Genomic DNA, 19,947 nt, shown 5'->3' on the forward strand with positions numbered 1-19,947 from the left:
TTTGTTACGAATTCAATTAACGTCGTTTTTTCTTGCAAAATCGTACGATTGTCTTTTTCGAGCGAGGTATCGCATCCTTAAGAGCAGAATTGCAATTCAAAAATGAGTATAATTCTTAACCTTCTTACGAGACAACCCTATGGAATATTCACTGCTTTTACAAAAGGCGGCTCAGTTTGCACAAGAGTTCTTAGAAAAGCATGACCTGACGAGACTCAGTTTTCATAATGAAATTCATCTGAAAGAGGTCGTGGAAGCGAGCCGAAAAATGGCGATGCATTATTCACTCTCTGAGCGTGACACCGCCATTGTAATGTTAGCCTCTTACTTTCATGACCTTGGTTATTGTCAAGTGGGGCAAAAAGATCACGAACTTCGTGGCGTAAAAATCGTCGAGGAGTTTTTAACAGGAGAGGGAGTCGATCAGGAGATGATTGCTGTGGTAAAGGAGTGCATTTTAGCTACAAAAATGCCTCAAGAACCCAAAAATCTTTTAGAAGAAATCGTGTGCGATGCAGACCTTTTCCACTTCGGTAAAGATTGGTTCGAATACAGAAATAAACTTCTTCAGCAAGAAGCGAAGGCTTGTGGGGGAGAGTTTACGAAAGAAGACTGGCGTTCTTCCACCATTGCCTTAATGGAATCTCACCGATATCATACAGACTACGCAAAACAAAACTTGGAATCCAAAAAGATGGAAAACCTTCAAATGCTCAAAGAAAAGCAGAGAACCGATGTACTTGACAAAGATAAAAAAGCCAAAAGACCGGATCGGGGCATAGAAACCATGTTTCGAATCACCTCTACAAACAATCAGCGTTTAAGTGACATGGCCGACAATAAGTCTAACATTCTCATTACGGTGAACTCCATCATCCTTTCAGTCGTCATTGCCATGCTTCTTCGGAAACTTGACAACAACGCTCACCTTATTTTCCCCACTGTTATTTTACTCTCCATTAGTTTAGCCACCATGGTTCTCGCGATTCTCGCGACCCGTCCTACGATTCCGAAAGGATACTTTACAAAAGAGGATTTAGAGGCCAAAAAAGTAAACTTGCTCTTTTTTGGAAATTTTCATCGAATGGATTTAGAAAGCTATCGTGAGGGAATGCATGAGGTGATGGAAGATAGAGACTTTTTATACAACACTCTCATCCGGGATGTCTATTCTCAAGGCGTCGTTTTAGGACGAAAATTTAGATTGCTTAGACTTGCATATAACGTTTTTATGTTTGGGTTGGTACTTTCTGTACTGGTCTTTTTAGTGGTTGTAATCCTTAATCAATAATTGAGTAAAGACATGGCAGACCCTATTTTGCCTTACTATATGGACCGCGATTTAAGTTGGCTCCATTTTAACGGAAGGATTTTAGATGAGGCGGCACTAGAAAGTGTTCCTTTACTCGCAAAGATTAATTTTCTAGCGATTTTCTCTTCCAATTTGGATGAATTTTACCGCGTACGAATGCCTGTGCTTTCTGCGCTCAAAAAACTAAGGAAAGTAGCAGATCCACTCATTGGAACCATTGAAACTGGGATTTACGCACAGGCCACAGCGCTCATTGAATTGCAACAAGAGAAGTATGGGGAGATCATCCGAACTCTCATTTTACCTCAGTTAAGCGAAAAAGGAATTTTCCTTCTATACAACCAACCTTTTCCGCAAGAAATTAAAAGAGAAGCGCGTGAGTACTTCCATACGAGAATAGCAGCTTTTCTCCAGGTGAAATCTATGGCGCAGTCCAGTCTCTATATTGAAAATAACAAACTATATAGCGCGATTTCCTTTGAAGGGGATTCAAGTATCTACATTGTAAACATTCCTTCGAACTCATTAGATCGCTTTCATGTCATTGAAAAACCGGACTCTAAATACATTGTCTTCATAGACGATATTCTAAGAGAGAATATCGGGGTCTTGTTTCCAGGCAAAACCGTTCAGGGTTTCTATACCTTTAAAGTAACTCGAAATGCCGATTTGCATTTAGAGGATGAATTTGAAGGGGATCTTCGCGTCAAAATTGAAGAGCAGATTGCAAAAAGAGACTATGGCCTCGCCACAAGACTACTGTATCAACCCGACATGCCGAAGGAAATTAGAGATTCCTTATTGTCGCATTTAGGCCTAAAGAAGCGAAGCGCAATGAAGGGTGGGTTCAACCATAATCTTAAAGATTTTTTTCAATTCCCAATCTCGAATTCCGAATGGAACTATTCTCTTCAACCCGCTTTGGCTCTGGGCGAATTAAGCGAAGAATCTCTTTTTGAAAGATTAGAAAAAAAAGACCTTTTGGTGAGTACGCCGTATCAGTCGTATGATCCTATTCTTCGCTTTTTTAACGAAGCTTCGCTTGATCCTAAAACGCAGGAAATTTGGATTTCCATTTACCGTGTGGCGAAAAACTCTCAGATATTAAATGCCTTGATTAGCGCGGCAAAGAACGGAAAGAAAGTTACGGTTTTTGTTGAGTTAAAAGCTCGCTTTGATGAAGGCAATAACATTCGATGGGCAAAAAAACTAAGGAAAGCGGGCGTCCATGTTCTTTATAGTTTACCGAATCTTAAAGTTCATGCTAAAATTGCCCTGGTTCAGCGAAAAACCGAAGAAAATGAGCCTACGTATGTAGGACTGCTTTCGACTGGGAATTTAAATGAAGTGACTGCGGGAGTCTATGCGGACCATATCATTCTAACGGCAAACCCTCAGCTATTAAGAGAGCTAAGAGATGTCTTTGAAGTGCTGTCTCAAAGAGACGAGCAGCAAAGAAAACCCTTCGAATTTAAACATCTACTCGTGGCCCAATTTAATATGCTTGAAGAATTCACAAGCCTTATTGACAAGGAAATTGAGGCGGCAAAACAGGGAGATGAGGCCAAGATTCTTCTGAAACTTAACAACTTAGAAGACAAGGGCCTCATACGTAAGCTCTATGAAGCGAGTGAGGCAGGCGTAAAAATTACGTTAATCGTAAGAAGCATTTGCCGTTTGGTTCCAGGCGTGCCCGGGATGAGTTCTAATATCACCGTGAGGCGTTTGGTGGATCGTTACCTAGAGCACAGTCGAGTCTTTGTCTTTCATCAAGGGGGAAAAGATCTCATGTACATGGGATCTGCCGATTGGATGCGCCGAAACCTATACAATCGAATTGAAGTTTGTTACCCGGTCTTAGATCCCGACCTAAAGAAAGAGATCTTCATGTTCCTCGATTTTCAACTTCGAGACGATGAGTTCGCCGTAGAACTGGACCAAAATTTACACAATGTACCCCTGGAATCCCTGGAGGGGGTTCGCGCACAGAAGGCGATTTACGACTATTTAAAATCAAACAAGACCACTTTATGAAAAGTAAGCTATTTTCCCCTATTAGAGTATTACTGTTAGCGCTGGTTTCCTTAAACTCCTGCGCACAGAGTAGCGATGCCAAGTACAAAAGCCCTAAGAATTACGATTTAACCCAACCTAAAGCAGAACCTTTATGGGATGCTCTCCATGAAATTTCAGCCATTGGATTTTGGGGAGACACGCTTATTGCTGTAGAGGATGAAAATGGAATTATTTACAAGTTTACACCCTTTTCGAAAAAACTGGAACAGACCCAATTTGCCCCAACGGGAGACTATGAAGGTATTGCCATCGCGAATGACTTTGTCGTGGTGCTTCGTAGTGACGGAACGCTCTTTTCCATCCCTAAAAAGGAGCTTTCTAAAGAAAAGACTAATCTAGCAAGGGAATGGAATAGTCTGCTCCCAAAAGGAGAGTATGAGTCCCTTGCATACAATGCAAAAGACGCCCTTCTTTACGCAGTTTGCAAATCCTGCTCCGTGGATAAGAAAAGCGATAAAACCTCAGGATATAAACTTTCCCTTTCCCGTGAGGGTGAAATTAAAAAAGTAGGAGAGTTTACCCTCGAACATTCCTTACTAGATTCTTTCTCCTCCTTGAAAGGAAAGAAATTTAGACCCTCCGCCTTAGGTCAAAACCCGAAAACAGGGGAGTGGTATTTACTTTCTTCAGTGAACCAAATGCTCGTTGTTTTAGATGACAAAATGAGTCCAAAGGCAGCCTATGCACTGGATCCGAAGCTTTATAACCAACCCGAAGGCCTTGCATTCGATAAAGATGGCGCCTTATTTATTAGTAACGAAGGGGGAAGCAAAACAAGTAGACCCAGTCTCTTAAAGTTTAATTTAATTCCTTAGCCATGCGACGTTATTTTACTCTTACCCTTTTGCCTTCTGTTTTTTGCGCGCTCTTTGCGCAAAGTGAAATCCAAAGTAGGGTCCTTCTCATTGGAGATGCGGGAGAACTGAATTATAAGCAGCAAACGGTGATTCCTAAAGCGGCCGATTTAATCTTAAAAGATAAAACCACGGTTTTCTTTTTAGGGGATAATATTTATCCTCGAGGCATGGGACTCGAGGGAACGGAGGATAAAAAGAGAGGAGAAGACATACTTCGCTCTCAGTATGGACCCATGCGCGCAAAAGGGGCTCCTGTCTATTTTTTACCGGGCAACCACGATTGGGATAAAATGGGCAAACAGGGACTTGCAAAAATCAAAGCGCAGGGCGATTTTTTAGCCTCTCAAAATGACCCTAAGTTGAAGTTAGTCCCTTCTAAGGGATGTCCAGATCCCATTGAGATTCCGATTTCAAAAAAGGTAGTGGTCATTGCCTACGATAGTGAATGGTGGCTTTTTCCCTATTCCAAAGAGAATCCAGGAGCGGACTGTCTTTGCACTACAAAAGAGCAAGTGGTAGACCAGTTGGAAAACTTACTCTATAAAAACAAAGACAAGACGATTCTTCTTACCTCCCACCATCCGTTCCTGTCCAACGGCGTGCACGGTGGGAATTTCGAGTTAAAAGACCATATTTTTCCCTTGACGGCTATTAGCGGAAATTTATATATTCCTATGCCGGTAATAGGTTCTCTTTATCCTTTACTGCGTCAAACTGCCTTTTTGAATGCCGAGGACTTGGCTCATCCCGATTATAAGGATCTTATTGAAAGAGTGAGTGGGGTGTTTAAGGGATTTTCAAATGTAATATATGCGGCCGGACATGAGCATGGACTGCAGCTCATTAAGGATCCCAAACTCAATTATCAAATTGTGAGCGGATCAGGTGCAAAGAGTACTTTTATTAAAAAGAATCCAAATTCACTATTTGCTAGCAAAATGCAAGGGTTCGTAAGTGTGGATTTTATGGACGATCGATCCACAGTGATTTCCTATTATACATACCACGAAGGAAAGGTGGACAAGGCCTTTGCCTACAGTGTGCCTTTTGTCGAAGAACAACCCTACCAAATGGGCACTAAGAGCCTTACCTTACAAAAAGACAGTGTGACTGTAAGTGCCAACAAAGAGTTTGATAAAGTAGGGAAATTTCACCGCAAGCTCTTCGGAGAAAACTATCGAAAAGAATGGGCAGCTCCTACGAAGCTTCCCGTGATTCGTGTCTCGGAAGTGGCGGGTGGACTTACGCCATTGAAAAGAGGAGGGGGCATGCAAACGATTTCTCTTCGTTTAGAGGATCCGACAGGAAAACAGTGGGTTCTTCGAAGTGTCAATAAAAACTCAGAATCTTTAATTCCCTCTACGCTTCACGACACGTTTGCAGAAGATCTTTTAGACGATGCCGTCAGTGCACAGCATCCTTATTCCGCGCTTATGATGCCGCCTTTGGCCCGCGCACTTGGAGTGCCCTCCACAAAACCGGTTATCGGAATTGTGGCGGAAGATTCCGCCCTAGGCGTCCACAATTTAGATTTTGCGGGAACCTTAGCGCTTTTAGAAGAGCGAGAGCCCCTGGGCAAATCAGACAATACGCCCAAAATGCTTGAGAAAATCTACAATGATAACGACGATACGTTTGGTGCCAAAACCTTTGTTCGTTCTAGAATGCTTGATCTATTGGTAGGAGACTGGGATCGGCATGGAGACCAGTTTCGCTGGTTTGATCAGTTGCCTGGAAAAGACAAAGATTATGAGGTGGTTCCAAGAGACCGAGATCAAGTACTGCGTTTAATGGATGGGTTTTTCCCACGACTAGCCTCTCGTTCTTGGTTTGCGATGCCTGCCAACCGAGGCTTCGCCCCTGAGATTCGAGCGGTTAATTTTGCAATGCTCAAATCGGATTTCTTAAACGCTCACCCGAAAATGCAATTTACGGAGGCCGAGTGGAAAGAACTGAGTCGTGAATTTGTAGAAAAAATTTCCGATTCTGTTTTAGAGCAAAGTGTACGATCGCTCCCAAAATCTTCCTATGACATTCGAGGAAAAAGTCTTTTAGAAGATTTGAAAAAAAGAAGAGACCAAATGCCTCAGAGTATGGAGACCTACTACCGTTTTATCAATTCCATTGTAGACATTCGTTTGACCAACAAAGACGAAAACGTGATTGTAAAAGAGAAAAGTGGGGGGCTTCAGGTGACCATCAACAAAATAAATAAAGAAGGTGAAATTAAAAAGGAGCTCATGAACAAATGGTACGATCCTTCTCTCACCCAAGAAATTCGTCTTTATTTAGAAGCAGGAGCGGATCGAGTGAAACTCGAGCCAAGAGATTCTAAAATAAAATTGCGCGTCATCTCAGGGAAAGACAAGAAAAACTTTGTCGTGACGGAATCTAAGCGATCCATTGATCTGTATGAGTACCAGTCCGAAGCGACGTACACGGATTTGTATTCAAAACTTTCTCATCACAAAGGAAAGGACAGCACGATGGTGGGTTTTGTTCCCGTAAATCTTCGCAATTCCACCATGCCACTTGTGAGCGCGGGATACAATTTAGACGATGGAATCATGCTTGGCGGAGGATTCAAATACACGCACCAGCGTGGATTTAGAAAAACGCCATATACCCATACGCAGCAAGTGCTCGTAAAAGCAGCCCTTGCCACAGGTTCCTTCAAGGTGGATTATAAAGGACGCTGGAAAGAGCTGATCGGCAAAGCCGATCTCAGAATTGATGCCAGCGCGTATGTACCCAACAACACGCAAAACTTTTTTGGCCTTGGAAATGAGTCGATCTATGACAAAGAAAACCACGAATTGCGCTACTACAGAGCTCGCTATAATCTCATAGAATTAAGTCCAAGCCTTTCTTGGGAAAAACCCAATTCTGAATTTAGAATAGGACCTGCCCTTGAATATTATAGTTTAAATAAAGAGGACAACGAAGATCGTTTCCTTTACAGTGGACTGGTCAATACCTATGACAAAAACACACTAGACCAAGACAAACTTTTTGTGGGTCTTATCGCACAATACGAAAGGGACTCACGAAACAGCAAAATTCTTCCTTCTGCTGGAGGCTATTTAAACTTGAAAGCACGAGGGTTTACAGGCCTAAATCAAGAGTCTCGATCGTTTGGACAACTGACGGGTGAATTTGCATTTTACAAGGCCGTAGCAAAAAATTCCATTATTTTTGCAAACCGAATTGGGGGAGGTCTTACCCTAGGCAGTCCTACCTTTTATCAGGCACTTTATTTAGGAGGCCACGACAATTTATGGGGCTATAGAAATTACAGGTTTGCGGGTGAGCACATGCTTTATAACAATTTAGAAGCCCGTATTAAACTCTTAGACATTGGAAGCTACTTGCTTCCAGGACAACTAGGACTCATCGGCTTTTATGACGTTGGAAAAATGTGGGCCAAAGGGTTTAACAGCTCAAGAATTCACCAAGGCGTGGGCGGAGGTCTCTACTACTCTCCGGCTCAACTTGTAGTCGTTCAATTCGTCGGGGGATACTCTAGAGAAGGGTGGAGTCCTTACGTAACCCTAGGACTAAGGTTTTAAATCCACTACGAGAAAGTAAACTTATATTTTAGAATCGAAAATTTAATGATAAAACAGGATACGATTAAAATTGAGACATTTGAAAAAGATCTTGAAAGGCTTCGAGTAGAACTCTCCTTTGAGCCTTTTTTAAAGTATCTAGGTGAGCGAGTCAAAACGGAATCTCCCACGAAAGCCGCTCAATTAAATAGGCTTATCGAAAGCTTAGAAAAGGCATTGCGACTGAAAGGAACTCTTTCGGTTGAGAATTTTCCTGATTTTGAAAAAGAATTTGAACTGATTCAAGAATTTTTAGTCCCCCCAATTGCGAGTGAAGAAGAAATCCTTTTAGGCTTTGGGATCCCTATAAAGCGCCAGTGTTTTTACGGAACGCCTGCTTTTTTCTCCATCATGCAGGGCGGGTTATGCACCACAGATTTAACCCAGGAATCGCTCCAATCCGACAGAGATATAAGAAGAATCCCTTACCTAACTCTCTTCAAAAAATATTACGGATTTAAATTCGTAAAAAAGCAAACTTTCGTACGCTCAATTTTAGATACGAAAACCGGACTAAACAGATACTATGAGATCTCCGTGGACGATCAATTTATTGAGGTTGAAAATGAGGGAGAAAAACTAGAACTTTCCAACCTAAAAATAAGCCAGCTATCAGACACTTTAAATTACGAGCAATTAGAGGCACTAATTCCACTCTCTAATTTTAGATTTAAGGGATTTTCCATTATATCGGTCACGGACATCACCAGTGCCTACGCCATTGAGCGCATCAAAGAACTCATCATGGGCTCGCAAGTTAGTTTTAAAGACGAGCGACTCATTAAGTCACTAAAAACCATTGTAGGGGATAAAGACATTGAATTTGAACTCATTCCTTATCTAAAACTAAACAAGAAACCGGTCTTAAATCTATCTCAAGAGAGATACGAAAGTCCTATTTTAGAGATGTTTAGAAGGCGAAAAATCAGTTTTGATACCCTAGGGGAAAAGATTGAAAAACTTGTAAAGAATCGAGTTCGTATTTTGGTTAACACGGGGGTCTTGTCTACGGAGGAGGAATTTGGGTTCATTACCCGAGGGCTAAAAGCCCTCAAAGTGCATTCCTATGCCCTTACTCCGATCTACCATCATACCAAGCTAGTGGGTGTATTTGAAATCTATACGAAAAAGAAAAATCACTTTTTAGACGAAAATGTGCTTCCGAAACTAGACGGTGTGAGTCCCTTATTAGCGCAGATTCTAGAAAATGCGACGGTGGATTTTGAACTTAAGATTGATCAAATTATTAAAGATAAGTTTACATCCCTTCAACCGGCCGTGCAATGGAAATTTAATGAGATTGCGCTGGAATACTTACAAAGTATAGAAGCGGACAAACCCGCTCCTGCCATTGGAAGTATTAGTTTCGAAGAGGTCTATCCGCTCTACGGTGCCATTGATATCAAAAATTCCACCCTCGAAAGAAACAGTGCCTTTGCCACAGACACGGAGTTCCAATTAGAGTATCTCAAGTCCGTGCTTCAAAAGCTAAGTGAAAAGATGGGTATTGGAATACTCGAGGAAATGATCTTTACGTGCAACAAGCTAATTGAGCGCTTAAAACTAGAGTCCATGGACCGAATTCAATCTCGTGTAATGGATTTTCTAGAAAGAGAAGTAAACGATGTTCTAGCGCATTTTAAAAAACTAAGTCCAGAAGCTTTTAAACTCATTTCAGAGTATGAAGCAGCCGTGGATCCACACAAGGGAAAAGCCTTTGCAAGCCGAAGAGAACTGGAACAGTCCATTCAACTGATTAATTCCTCAATTAATGGGTACTTGGAATTTTTCAATTTGGAGATTCAGAATTCGTATCCGAGTTATTTTGAGAAATTTAGAACCGACGGAGTCGAGTACGACATTTATATTGGTCAATCCATTGCGCCGCGCAAACCCTTTAATCCTCTTTACCTAAAAAACATTCGTCTCTGGCAACTTACCTCCATGGCTGCCATTGCGGGCATTACCAAGAATTTATTGCCGCAGATGAAAGTTCCCCTTGATACCACTCAATTAATTTTCGTGAATGGGAATACCATCGACATTAGCTTTAGAACGGACGAAAGACGTTTTGATGTCGAAGGAAGTTATAATATTCGCTACGAGATTATTAAAAAACGAATCGATAAAATAACCCTTAAAAACAGCCTAGAAAGACTTACTCAACCTGGGAAGATTTCTTTAGTTTTTATGGGCTCAAAAGAAATGGAAGAGTACAAGGGATATATCCAGTTCCTTCAAAACAAAGGACTCTTACTAGACGATTTAGAAGTATTAGAGCTAGAAGAACTTCACGACGTTAATGGACTCAAAGGTCTTCGTGTAGGAGTTAATTTCGATCAAATGTTGGATTTTAGCCTTTCTCTTTAAACCTAAAGTAGAACAAAGCAAAGAGTCAGATTCTTTATCCAATGGCCATCTTTGCGGAGGCGGTCCATAAAAACTCAGGTATTGGTTTTTGCAACTCCCAGGTAATGGACATGGGGTATGAACCTTCGTGCTTCAAGAAATCTCCAAGACCTACGAAAACGTATCCGCTCGTGAGCCCAAACTCATCTTTATTCGATTCTCTTACAAAGAGAAGAATTTTTTTATCTAGTTCTTGTTGGTTTATGTAAGATTGCCCTTTGGGAGTGGATTCTGACACTGTGTTTTGAGATTGCCAGTGGAACTTCGTTTCATTGATCGCATAATCTTCATACATGGTTGTAGGGGAGAAGTCTCTTTCCGACTTCTGTAAATTAATGAAAAGGACCTCGGTGTTAAGGGCTTTGTTAAGGGCTACTCCTTCACGATTCGAACTTCTCTTCTCTACATTGCTTATTCTAAAAGCGGCAAGAATTTGATCTCTTGTATATCGGGCATGGAGCTCGAGAGGAAGCTCGTAATTTAAGTTTTCACAAGGGTACTCCTCAAAATCGATAAGAGAAATTCTTAGCTCTAAGTAGGCTTTCATTTCCTCTACGTAGTCTTTATTTTGTCCTATCACCTTTAAAGAATCGAGTAGATTTGTGGGCGCTTTATCCGCTTCCCAAAAATCAAAATGCAGCATGGTTAATCTTAATCGATCCAGCTCACTGAGCTGTGTTTCGTCGATTTCAAAGTTCTTTTGAACTAAATCTAAAAGGAATCGGAAATAAGAAATAGAGTTCGTCGCTGCCCATTTTTTACCGAGCAGTCGCACATAATTATTTTCAAAACTAGGGTCGTACTCTTTTTTGATGCCTGCGGCCGCTTGTAAAGCGGTCCAGGAAAATCGTAGATAGAGCCTTTGAAAAGGGAGATGGTTTAAGGTTACGAAGTTGGATAAGGTTAGGGGAAGGTTCGTTTGATTTACGTACTGTTCCAGTCTTCGAACAAGATCTTTTTTCCTGAGGGAAGTGGCCTTTTTAATATTGGCTAAGATGACCTCTTTTGCTTTTTTCTCTAGAACAATTGAGCAGCCTAAAGGGAGGTGCATAAAATCGTTTTCAATCTCTTTTTGGACTGAGGTGGTAGTTTTGCCAATCAGCGCTCGGAATTTGGATTCGAAATCGTAGTTCTCGTTCGCGTTGCCTACGAAATCAAGGACTGTGAGAGATTCTTTTCCGTCGTAGAGTCTGAGTCCTCTTCCTAATTGTTGAAGGAAGATCGTTAAACTTTCTGTAGGTCTTAAAAAGAGAACGGTATCTACCTGTGGAATATCCACGCCTTCGTTAAACATATCGACCACGAAGAGATAGTTGATTTCTTTGGTTTTAAACGCATTAAGAATTTCGATTCGGTCCTGTGAATTGCTAGAGGTAAGAACCCCTGCCTTCAGGCCCGCAATCTCAAATTTTTGCTGCATGAATTTGGCGTGTTCTACACTAATACAAAAGCCTAGAGCCGTTAAATCGTGTAGATCTTTACAATACTTGTTTAGGTTGTCAATGATGTCTCGAACCCTTTGGTCGTTGGAGGTATAGATTTTCGTTAACTCTACAGGATCGTATTTTCCTCGTACCCATTTAATATGCTCAAGATCGACAGAATCGGAAAGCGCAAAATATTGAAATGGGGTTAGAAGCTTGTTGTTAAGCGCATCAGGCAATCGAATTTCTGCGGCAATTTGATTGTCAAAATTGGATAATATGCTTTTTCCGTCAGCCCGCTCTGGCGTGGCGGTAAGACCTAAAAGGATTGTTGGTTGCATCCATTGCATGACTCTTTGATAGCTCGAGGCCTCCGCATGATGCACTTCATCAAACACGATGTAATCGTAATAGGTTGAGGAGAGCTCATTGTTTTTGATTTTGTTGGTGAGTGATTGAATGGTTGCAAACACATTTTCGTTGTAGATAGGCTGGTAGCCGTCTCCTAAAAGTTCTCCAAAATTCTGATCTTTCAAAATATTGCGAAACGTGTGCAGGGCTTGTCTTAAGATTTCAATTCGATGGGCTATAAACAGAAGCCGAGCGTTTGGGTTTTCCGATTTGAAGCGTTTGAAATCAAACGCAGAAATCATTGTTTTTCCCGTACCTGTAGCTGCGACCACAAGATTGCGATATCTTCCATGAGTTTGCCTTTCAACTTGCAGTTTGCTTAGTATTTCTTTCTGATAGTGATACGGCTTTAGATCAAAAAAATTAAGAACTTGAGAATCGATTCGTCCGATTTTGTTATGACTTAGTGTCTCGGATAGTTTTTCAAAATGCTTAGTTGGATCATAGGTTTCAAATTCAGGATTCTGCCAGTAGGTTTCAAAGGTTTTTTGAAACTTATCGATAATGTGTGGGATTTCCTTTGTGGTAATCTTTACATTCCACTCAAGACCGTCGGTCAAGGCCGATCTGGAGAAATTGGAAGAACCTATATACCCTGTATGGAAACCTGAATCACGATGAAATAAATAGGCTTTTGCATGGAGCCTTTCGTTTTGTGTATTGTACGAAACTTTGATTTCTGTATTAGGAAGTTGAGCAAGTTCTTGGATGGCTTTAGAATCCGTAGCGCCCATGTAGGTGGTCGTAATGACCCGTAGTTTGCCTCCGTTGGAAGTGAATTCCTTGAACGCCTCTTTCAAGATTACAATAGCTTTCCATTTAATGAATGAGACCAAAAGATCGACTCGATTCGAGGAGCGGATTTCTTTTTTTAGTTCCGTGTCTAAAGAGAGACCCAAGTTTCCTCCGGTAAAGAGTTCACTTTGGGTAAGTCGGGTCGTTGGGGTGATTTCTTTAAGGCGCAGATCTAGATTCGAATAATGAGAATCCATTTTATGGAAGACGGCCATTAGAATGCGACCGTTCCCGTCAATTAAATCGGGCTCAAAATTGTATTGAGAAATCTCACGATTAAGAAACTGGATTAATCGGTTGCTAATCTCAATCTGCTTTTCTAAAATGAGGTCCTTTTTGGCTACCTGCTGAAAAGCTCTCGAAATCACTTCTTGCAAATGGAAAGAGAGAGTCCGGATGGCTTCTTCTTTGTCAAGTTGCACTTCATTGAGATAGTACGTATCCTTTTGCAGAGAGTTTAATTTTTCGCGTAATGAGGCTGTAATTAGCGCTTCGTAGATTCCAGTGTTCATAAGGAGATTAGTTTTTTTACAATCGGTACATCCGCTTCTGCCCAATCATAACTTTCAAGTGTCTCTAAGCTTACCCATTCAACTTGGGCGTGCTCTAAAGGCTCTAAAGCTCCCGATTTTAGTGAGCACAGAAAGGGATAAAGAGTAATTTCAAAAGTGGGATAACGATGCTCTACGCTCGGTAGGGCTTGACCCACTTCTATAGTAAGACCTAATTCCTCTTGAATCTCTCTTTTTAGACATTCTTGTTTCGATTCGCCCTGTTCAATCTTGCCTCCCGGAAATTCCCATTTTAAAGGCAAAGTCATTGTGGAGGATCGTTGACAGATAAGGATTTTGTGATCGTGCTGTATTATGGCACAAGTAACGTGAATCATTAGGAGGCTTGGTATTCGTTTTTAAATCGGAAAGCTAAATATAATGAATTGTTTGGAATGGAACTCTCTGAAGTTTAAAAAATAGGATTCATTCGCATCTCGATGGGAAGGGCTTACGAACTTGGAGTTATAAGTAGGTTCATTTTATATTCCAATTTTCTGCGGTTGGTAATTGATTTTCATCAAATGCCATATTTGTAGAGAAAACATAGAGTGGGAAGACAGGGATTTATTACTTTTAGAAATCTTTTGTTCAATACCTAAGGAACTATGAAAAAACTACTTTTACTTCTAGCGCTCAATCTCTTTAGTATGGCGATATGCCAAACCCATAGATTCCTGTATGAGCTGAATATCAAAAAAAATGGCTTCGAAGAAAAGACAAACATGGCCCTAGATATTGACAAGGATTTCGTAAAATTTTACGATTATGAATTTGTGCTAAGGGATTCTATAAACAAGGTAACAGGAGAGAATTCCGAGGCTTATTCTGAAATCGATCAACGTTTGTATCGAAAAGCCGGCAGCTTTGAAAATAGGAATATGTTTCGCCAAGGCTACGATTATTACGCGATTTCCTCAAAGGATAAAATGGATTGGAAGATAGAAAACGAGCATAAAAAAGTGGACAACTTTGAGCTTCAGAAAGCCACTCTTACTTTTGGAGAAAGACAGTGGACGGCTTGGTTCTCTCCTGAAATTCCTTTTCAGGAAGGCCCCTATAAATTTCGGGGACTTCCAGGACTCATCTTTGAGGTTTACGATTCTGAGGACATTTTCCACTATTCGATGGTGAAGAGTGAAAATCTTGAGCAGTCCTACGACACCCATAATTTCCTAGAAACGCACTATGGAAAGAAACCCATCTCAATCACTCAAAAACAGTGGCATACCTTGAAGCTAGATCATTTCAATAACATTGTGGAAGTGCTTAATCGACTCCGAGAAAACGGTGTTTCCATTGCTACGAAAGACGAGCTTGCGACCAAAGAAGAGATAAATAAGAAAAGAAAATCCCTTCAGGATAATATCAAATCCTATTACCTGCCCATAGAAAAAGACAGGGCGATTCCTTACCCTTAGGGAAGCCGGCCCCTAGGAGCTAAGACTTTTTCTCTTTCTTAAGTTCTGCGATTTCTTTCTTCAAACTGAAAAACATTTCTTTAATGGAGCTTGCATCCAAAGACGAAGAGCCTAGCTCTTCCGTGTTGATGCTAGCGGCATATTGCCAGATTTCTAAAATCTCGGAATTTTTAATTTGATAGGGTTCGTAGAACTCATTGTCTGCCGCTACGCTAATGCCATTCGAGTCTCTCCCTTGGTAACGCTTGTAGGTAATTCCCTCATTTCTTGTAATGAAAATATAGGTTTTCCCTTTCGTTAATTCCTTAATCGATTCTACGTATTGCCCTACGATGTAGGTTCCTTCATTAAAAGGAGGCATTGAATCTCCCTCCACAGGGAAGGCTCGAAAGTTTCCGTTTCTTAAGAAGGGGAGTGAGATGGTTTGCAAACTCTCAATGTACTCAGGATCGGAGTACCCATTTAAATAGCCCATCGAGGCTCGGTGGGGAATGATTTCAATCTGCTTGTCTCCTCCGGAGTTCACCCGAATTGGAAGTACGATTCGGTTGTCCGGAAGAGAAAGAATCTTGTCAATGGGATATTTCTTCAAATCCACAGAAAGCAGCAAATCAATACTGATCTTATAGAATCGAGAGATCCGGATTAACAGTTCTAAAGGCGGTTCGGAGGCCGCATCCTCGTATTTGGCGTAACGTCCTCTTGTAATAAGAAGTTCGTCTGCGATGTTCTGCTGAGAGCGACTGAGTTGCCCTCTGAGATACCTGATGTTATCGGCAAAAATTGACATTGATATAAATTATATCAACAAATATACGAAAAATTGTTACAAATCGTGATAATTTTGACCCCATGAATCGAGCAATTGTACACATGGATTTGGACACGTTTTTCGTGTCCTGTGAAAGGCTTTCCAATTCAAAGCTTAACGGGGTTCCCGTTATTATTGGAGGGGGAGATCGGGGGGTCGTAGCTTCTTGTAGTTACGAGGCTCGGTACTTTGGGGTGCGCTCTGCTATGCCTATGAAAATGGCCTTGCGCCTTTGCCCAGAGGCAAAGGTGATAAAAGGCGATATGGAGTATTACTCTAAACTCTCGCACGAGGTTACGCAGGTGGTTCAAGAGAAGGTTCCTTTGATGGAAAAAGCCAGCATTGATGAATTTTACCTGGATCTCACGGGGATGGATCAGTTTTTTGGCTGTTACAAATGGTCACAACAGATTGCTCAATCTGTGACCCACGAGACAGGACTTCCTATTTCCTTTGCGCTCTCTACTAGTAAGACCGTTTCTAAGATTGGGACAGGAGAGTCCAAACCTCTAGGCTGTTTGGAGATTCAGGAGCCTAGCATTCGCCCTTTTTTAAATCCACTTTCCGTACGAAAAATCCCCATGGTGGGAGACGTGACCTTTCAGCTTTTGTCTCGAATTGGCATTCGAACCATTCAAACGCTCTCAGAGATGCCCGTCAGAGTACTTCAGCAAATGATTGGAAAAAACGGGATTGAACTCTGGAAAAAAGCAAACGGAATCGATCTCTCTCCCGTGGTTCCTTACGCCGAGAGAAAATCCATCTCGAAGGAGCATACCTTCACGAGCGATACCATTGATTTAATAGAAATTCGGCGACTGATCTCGGCCATGGCCGAGTCGCTTAGCTACCAACTGCGAAAAGAAAAATGGCTTACCTCTACGGTCGTGGTGAAGATTCGGTATTCCAATTTTGACACGCAGACGCGTCAGGTCAAAATTCCTTATACCTCGCTTGACCATTCCATTAGTCGGGTGGCTTTAGAGCTCTTTGAGAAGCTCTACACCCGACGTATGCGTTTACGCCTTATAGGACTTCGTTTAACCGATTTGGTGCACGGGACTTACCAAATGAATCTTTTTGAGGATTCAGAAGAGCTCATTAATCTCTACCAATCCATGGATGGGATTAAAAACCGCTTTGGAAAATCGGCCGTAGGAAGAGCCTCTGGATTCAAACTTAAATCCTAAATCGAAGGAGTATGTTTTTAAACTGTCATTCTTACCATAGCCTTCGCTACGGTACGCTTTCCATAGACCAGATTGTAGAAGAGGCCTTCTCGAAAGGCGTCTCTACCTTGGTGTTGACAGATATTAACACCGTCACAGGCATTTATGATTTCTACAAAGCTTGCAAGTCAAAAGGCATAAAGCCTCTAGCAGGAGTAGAGGTTCGAGAAAAAGACGATCTGTATTATCTTGTCATCGCAAAGCGTTTTGAAGGTCTTTCGGAGATAAATGAACTTCTCACTCGCCACCACTGTGAAAACGAACCCCTGAGCCCCTGGGCTCCTGAGTTTAAGGATTTGTATGTCGTGTATCCCTTAGCGCATTTTCCAAAGACCTTAAGGCCTAATGAGTTTATAGGGGTAAACCCCTCTGAGATTAACTTTTTACTCCGTCCTGATCTACGCGCGTTTTTTGAGCGTATGGTGGTCCTTCATCCGGTCACGTTTCGCACGAAAAAAGAGTACAATCTTCACCGGATTCTTCGAGCCATTGAGCACAATGTGCTGCTTTCCAAATTAGAACCCCACCAGTTTTGTCAGTCCACAGACTGTTTTGTTTCGCCCCAGGAGTTAGAAGCTCAGTTTAGCCGTTATCCCCAAATCATAGAGAACACAAAACGAATTTTAACCCAAGCAAAATTTGAATTTGAATTCTCTCTGCCGAGAAATAAAAAATTCTTCACCCGCAGTCGAGAAAGCGACCAAACGCTTTTAACTCGACTCGCTTACCTAGGGTTCAAAAGGCGGTATGGAGTAAATCATCAGGAGGCAAAAGCGAGAATTGAGAGGGAACTCAAAGTCATTCACGAACTTAATTTTAGTGGCTATTTTTTAATCACTTGGGACATTATTCGCTACAGCAACTCCAAAGGCTTTATGCACGTAGGAAGAGGCTCGGGAGCGAACTCTATTGTGGCGTACTGCCTAGGCATTACAGACATTTGTCCCCTGGAGCTCAATTTGTATTTTGAACGGTTCTTGAACGAAAACCGCAAAAGTCCGCCTGATTTTGATATCGATTGGTCTTGGCAGGATCGAGATACAATCTTAGAGTATATTTTCCAGCGATACGGCAAAAACCATGTGGCTTTCTGTGGAACCAATGTGGAATTTAAATACCGCTCCATTTTTAGAGAAGTCGGAAAGGTTTTTGGTCTTCCCAAGGACGATTTGGATTTACTGGCCAAAAACCCCATGCTGACCCACGAGAAAAGTAAGGTGGTTAGCACGGTGCAAAAATACGGAATGCTCCTAGAGAAATTCCCCAACCAGCGCAGCATGCACAGTTGTGGAATTTTAATCTCAGAGGAGCCCTTAACCAATTACACCGCGCTTGAAATGCCTCCCAAAGGATTTCCAATTATTCAGTTTGACATGCATGTGGCAGAGGAAATTGGGTTTGAGAAATTCGATATTCTTTCTCAAAGAGGCCTTGGAACCATCCATGACACGGTGCAGATGATAGAGAAGAACCAAGGAATTAGGGTGGACATTAAAGACACTCGACTCTCTAAGGACACTCCACAAACCAATGCTTTTTTAAGTCTCGGAAAAACCATTGGCTGCTTTTACATTGAGAGCCCTGCGATGCGGGGGCTTCTTCGAAGGCTTAAATGCGACAACTACAAAACGCTTGTAGCGGCTTCCTCAATTATTCGACCTGGAGTGGCTAAAAGTGGCATGATGCGAGAGTTTATCTTTCGCCATAACCATCCCGATCGCTTTGAATACTTTCACAAAGTCTTTGAAGAGCAGCTGGGAGACACCTACGGGATTATGGTCTATCAGGAAGACGTGATTAAAATTGCTCTTCATTTTGGCGGGCTCAGTGCTGCGGATGGCGACATCTTGCGCCGGGCGATGAGCGGCAAGGGCCGCTCTTTAGCGGCATTAAAGAAAGTGAAAGATCATTTCTTTGAGTCCTGCAAGAAAAAAGGACATCCCGAGCCGCTCTCGCAAGAGGTCTACCGCCAGATTGAATCCTTTGCGGGGTATAGCTTTTGCAAGGCGCACTCGGCTTCCTACGCAGTAGAGAGCTATCAGAGTCTCTATCTGAAAGTACATTACCCGATTGAGTTTATGGTCTGCGCCATTAACAACCAGGGAGGATTTTACCGAACGGAAGTCTATGTTCACGAATGCCGAATGGCCGGAGCTCACATTCACAATCCCTGCGTGAACAAAAGCCTCTATAAGACCACCCTTTATGGAAAAGAGGTCTACCTAGGCTTTATGCATCTTCAGAAACTAGAGGTGAAACTAGCGAGTCTTCTGATTTTAGAGAGGGAGAAGAACGGAGACTATCTTTCCTTAGAAGATTTTGTAAGACGGGTTCCCGTAGGAATTGAAACCTTGCAGATTCTTATTTTCATTGGCGCCTTTCGCTTTACAGGGAAGGCGAAAAATGAACTTTTGATTGAAGCTAGACTTTTGCTGATTCACTTTAAACCCGAATACAGAGGGCCGAGTCTTTTAGAAGAGCCGATAGAGCCTTACACGCTTCCTTCGTTAGAGAGAACGGATTTTGAAGATGCGTTTGATGAGATTGAACTCCTGGATTTCCCAGTGTCTTGTAGTATTTTTGATTTGCTTCAAACCTCTTACCGTGGAAAAGTAAAAGCCAAGGATCTTTTGGATCACCACAAAACGGAGGTAAAGATGCTCGCGTATCTTATTTCCAGAAAGCATGTACCCACTAAGAAAGGCACGATGTATTTCGGTACCTGGATTGACTCGAACGGGGATTATTTTGATACGGCGCATTTTCCGGATACCCTGAGTCAATATCCCTTTTTAGGAGGTGGGGTCTATCTTCTACTGGGGCGAGTCGAGGTAGAGTATCACTTTCCCACCGTAACGGTTTTCAAGATGGCCAAGATGCCTTTTATTGCAGACCCTCGGTATGCGTACGACAAAGAAAAGTCGAGAGAGACCGAAAAACAATTGAAAGAAGATGTAAGTCCCACGTGGAGAAAACCTTATCCGAGTGAAAAAGACATTGGACTGCCTCGAACTCAAATGAAAAGCGAGTAGGGGCAAAGGCG

The 19,947-nt window shown here is 41.9% G+C and carries 11 protein-coding genes; 8 read left to right on the top strand and 3 right to left on the bottom strand.

Annotated features, from left to right (window positions below; all coding sequences use genetic code 11):
* Nucleotides 1-139: 139 nt before the first annotated feature.
* From ACX3PZ_RS08015 to ACX3PZ_RS08035, 5 genes are read left to right on the top strand one after another with little or no spacing between them, the layout of a single operon-like run.
* Nucleotides 140-1,291 carry a Pycsar system effector family protein gene (locus tag ACX3PZ_RS08015; RefSeq protein WP_459112461.1) on the top strand — a complete coding sequence of 384 codons (1,152 nt, stop codon included), beginning with the start codon at nucleotides 140-142 and terminating at the stop codon, nucleotides 1,289-1,291.
* 12 nt (nucleotides 1,292-1,303) lie between these two features.
* Nucleotides 1,304-3,346, top strand: coding sequence for a polyphosphate kinase 1 (gene ppk1 / locus ACX3PZ_RS08020; RefSeq protein ID WP_459112462.1), 2,043 nt, complete (start codon nucleotides 1,304-1,306; stop codon nucleotides 3,344-3,346).
* Entirely contained in the window at nucleotides 3,343-4,203 is an 861-nt protein-coding gene (locus ACX3PZ_RS08025) for an SdiA-regulated domain-containing protein (protein ID WP_459112463.1), read from the top strand. The genes ppk1 and ACX3PZ_RS08025 overlap by 4 nt, the downstream gene beginning before the upstream one ends.
* Before the next feature lie 2 nt (nucleotides 4,204-4,205).
* A complete protein-coding gene (locus ACX3PZ_RS08030) occupies nucleotides 4,206-7,814 on the top strand; it encodes a BamA/TamA family outer membrane protein (protein ID WP_459112464.1) in 3,609 nt (1,202 codons plus the stop codon).
* 45 nt (nucleotides 7,815-7,859) lie between these two features.
* Nucleotides 7,860-10,223, top strand: coding sequence for a hypothetical protein (locus ACX3PZ_RS08035; RefSeq protein WP_459112465.1), 2,364 nt, complete (start codon nucleotides 7,860-7,862; stop codon nucleotides 10,221-10,223).
* Between the two features lie 34 nt (nucleotides 10,224-10,257).
* On the opposite strand, the gene ACX3PZ_RS08040 is transcribed toward ACX3PZ_RS08035, so the two are convergent.
* Nucleotides 10,258-13,404, bottom strand: a complete 3,147-nt coding sequence (locus ACX3PZ_RS08040; protein WP_459112466.1) for a DEAD/DEAH box helicase — start codon at nucleotides 13,402-13,404, stop codon at nucleotides 10,258-10,260.
* Nucleotides 13,401-13,781, bottom strand: a complete 381-nt coding sequence (locus tag ACX3PZ_RS08045) for a (deoxy)nucleoside triphosphate pyrophosphohydrolase (protein WP_459112467.1) — start codon at nucleotides 13,779-13,781, stop codon at nucleotides 13,401-13,403. Before ACX3PZ_RS08045 ends, ACX3PZ_RS08040 begins: the two co-directional genes overlap by 4 nt.
* A gap of 270 nt (nucleotides 13,782-14,051) precedes the next feature.
* On the opposite strand from ACX3PZ_RS08045, the gene ACX3PZ_RS08050 reads away from it, so the two are divergent.
* Nucleotides 14,052-14,864, top strand: coding sequence for a GLPGLI family protein (locus ACX3PZ_RS08050; RefSeq protein WP_459112468.1), 813 nt, complete (start codon nucleotides 14,052-14,054; stop codon nucleotides 14,862-14,864).
* Between the two features lie 19 nt (nucleotides 14,865-14,883).
* Here the strand turns inward: ACX3PZ_RS08050 and ACX3PZ_RS08055 are convergent, their stop codons facing one another.
* Nucleotides 14,884-15,654 (bottom strand): XRE family transcriptional regulator, encoded by a 771-nt coding sequence (locus ACX3PZ_RS08055; RefSeq protein ID WP_459083953.1) that lies wholly within the window; start codon nucleotides 15,652-15,654, stop codon nucleotides 14,884-14,886.
* Nucleotides 15,655-15,716: 62 nt separating this feature from the next.
* Between ACX3PZ_RS08055 and dinB the strand changes: the two genes are divergently transcribed.
* Both dinB and ACX3PZ_RS08065 read left to right on the top strand, forming a co-directional pair.
* Entirely contained in the window at nucleotides 15,717-16,865 is a 1,149-nt protein-coding gene (dinB, locus tag ACX3PZ_RS08060; RefSeq protein ID WP_459112469.1) for a DNA polymerase IV, read from the top strand.
* Between the two features lie 11 nt (nucleotides 16,866-16,876).
* The gene (locus ACX3PZ_RS08065; protein WP_459112470.1) at nucleotides 16,877-19,936 is read left to right on the top strand and encodes a DNA polymerase III subunit alpha; all 3,060 of its coding nucleotides are present in this window, start codon (nucleotides 16,877-16,879) and stop codon (nucleotides 19,934-19,936) included.
* The last annotated feature ends 11 nt before the right edge of the window (nucleotides 19,937-19,947 follow it).

It is taken from the genome of Chryseobacterium sp. A321, from assembly GCF_054489265.1.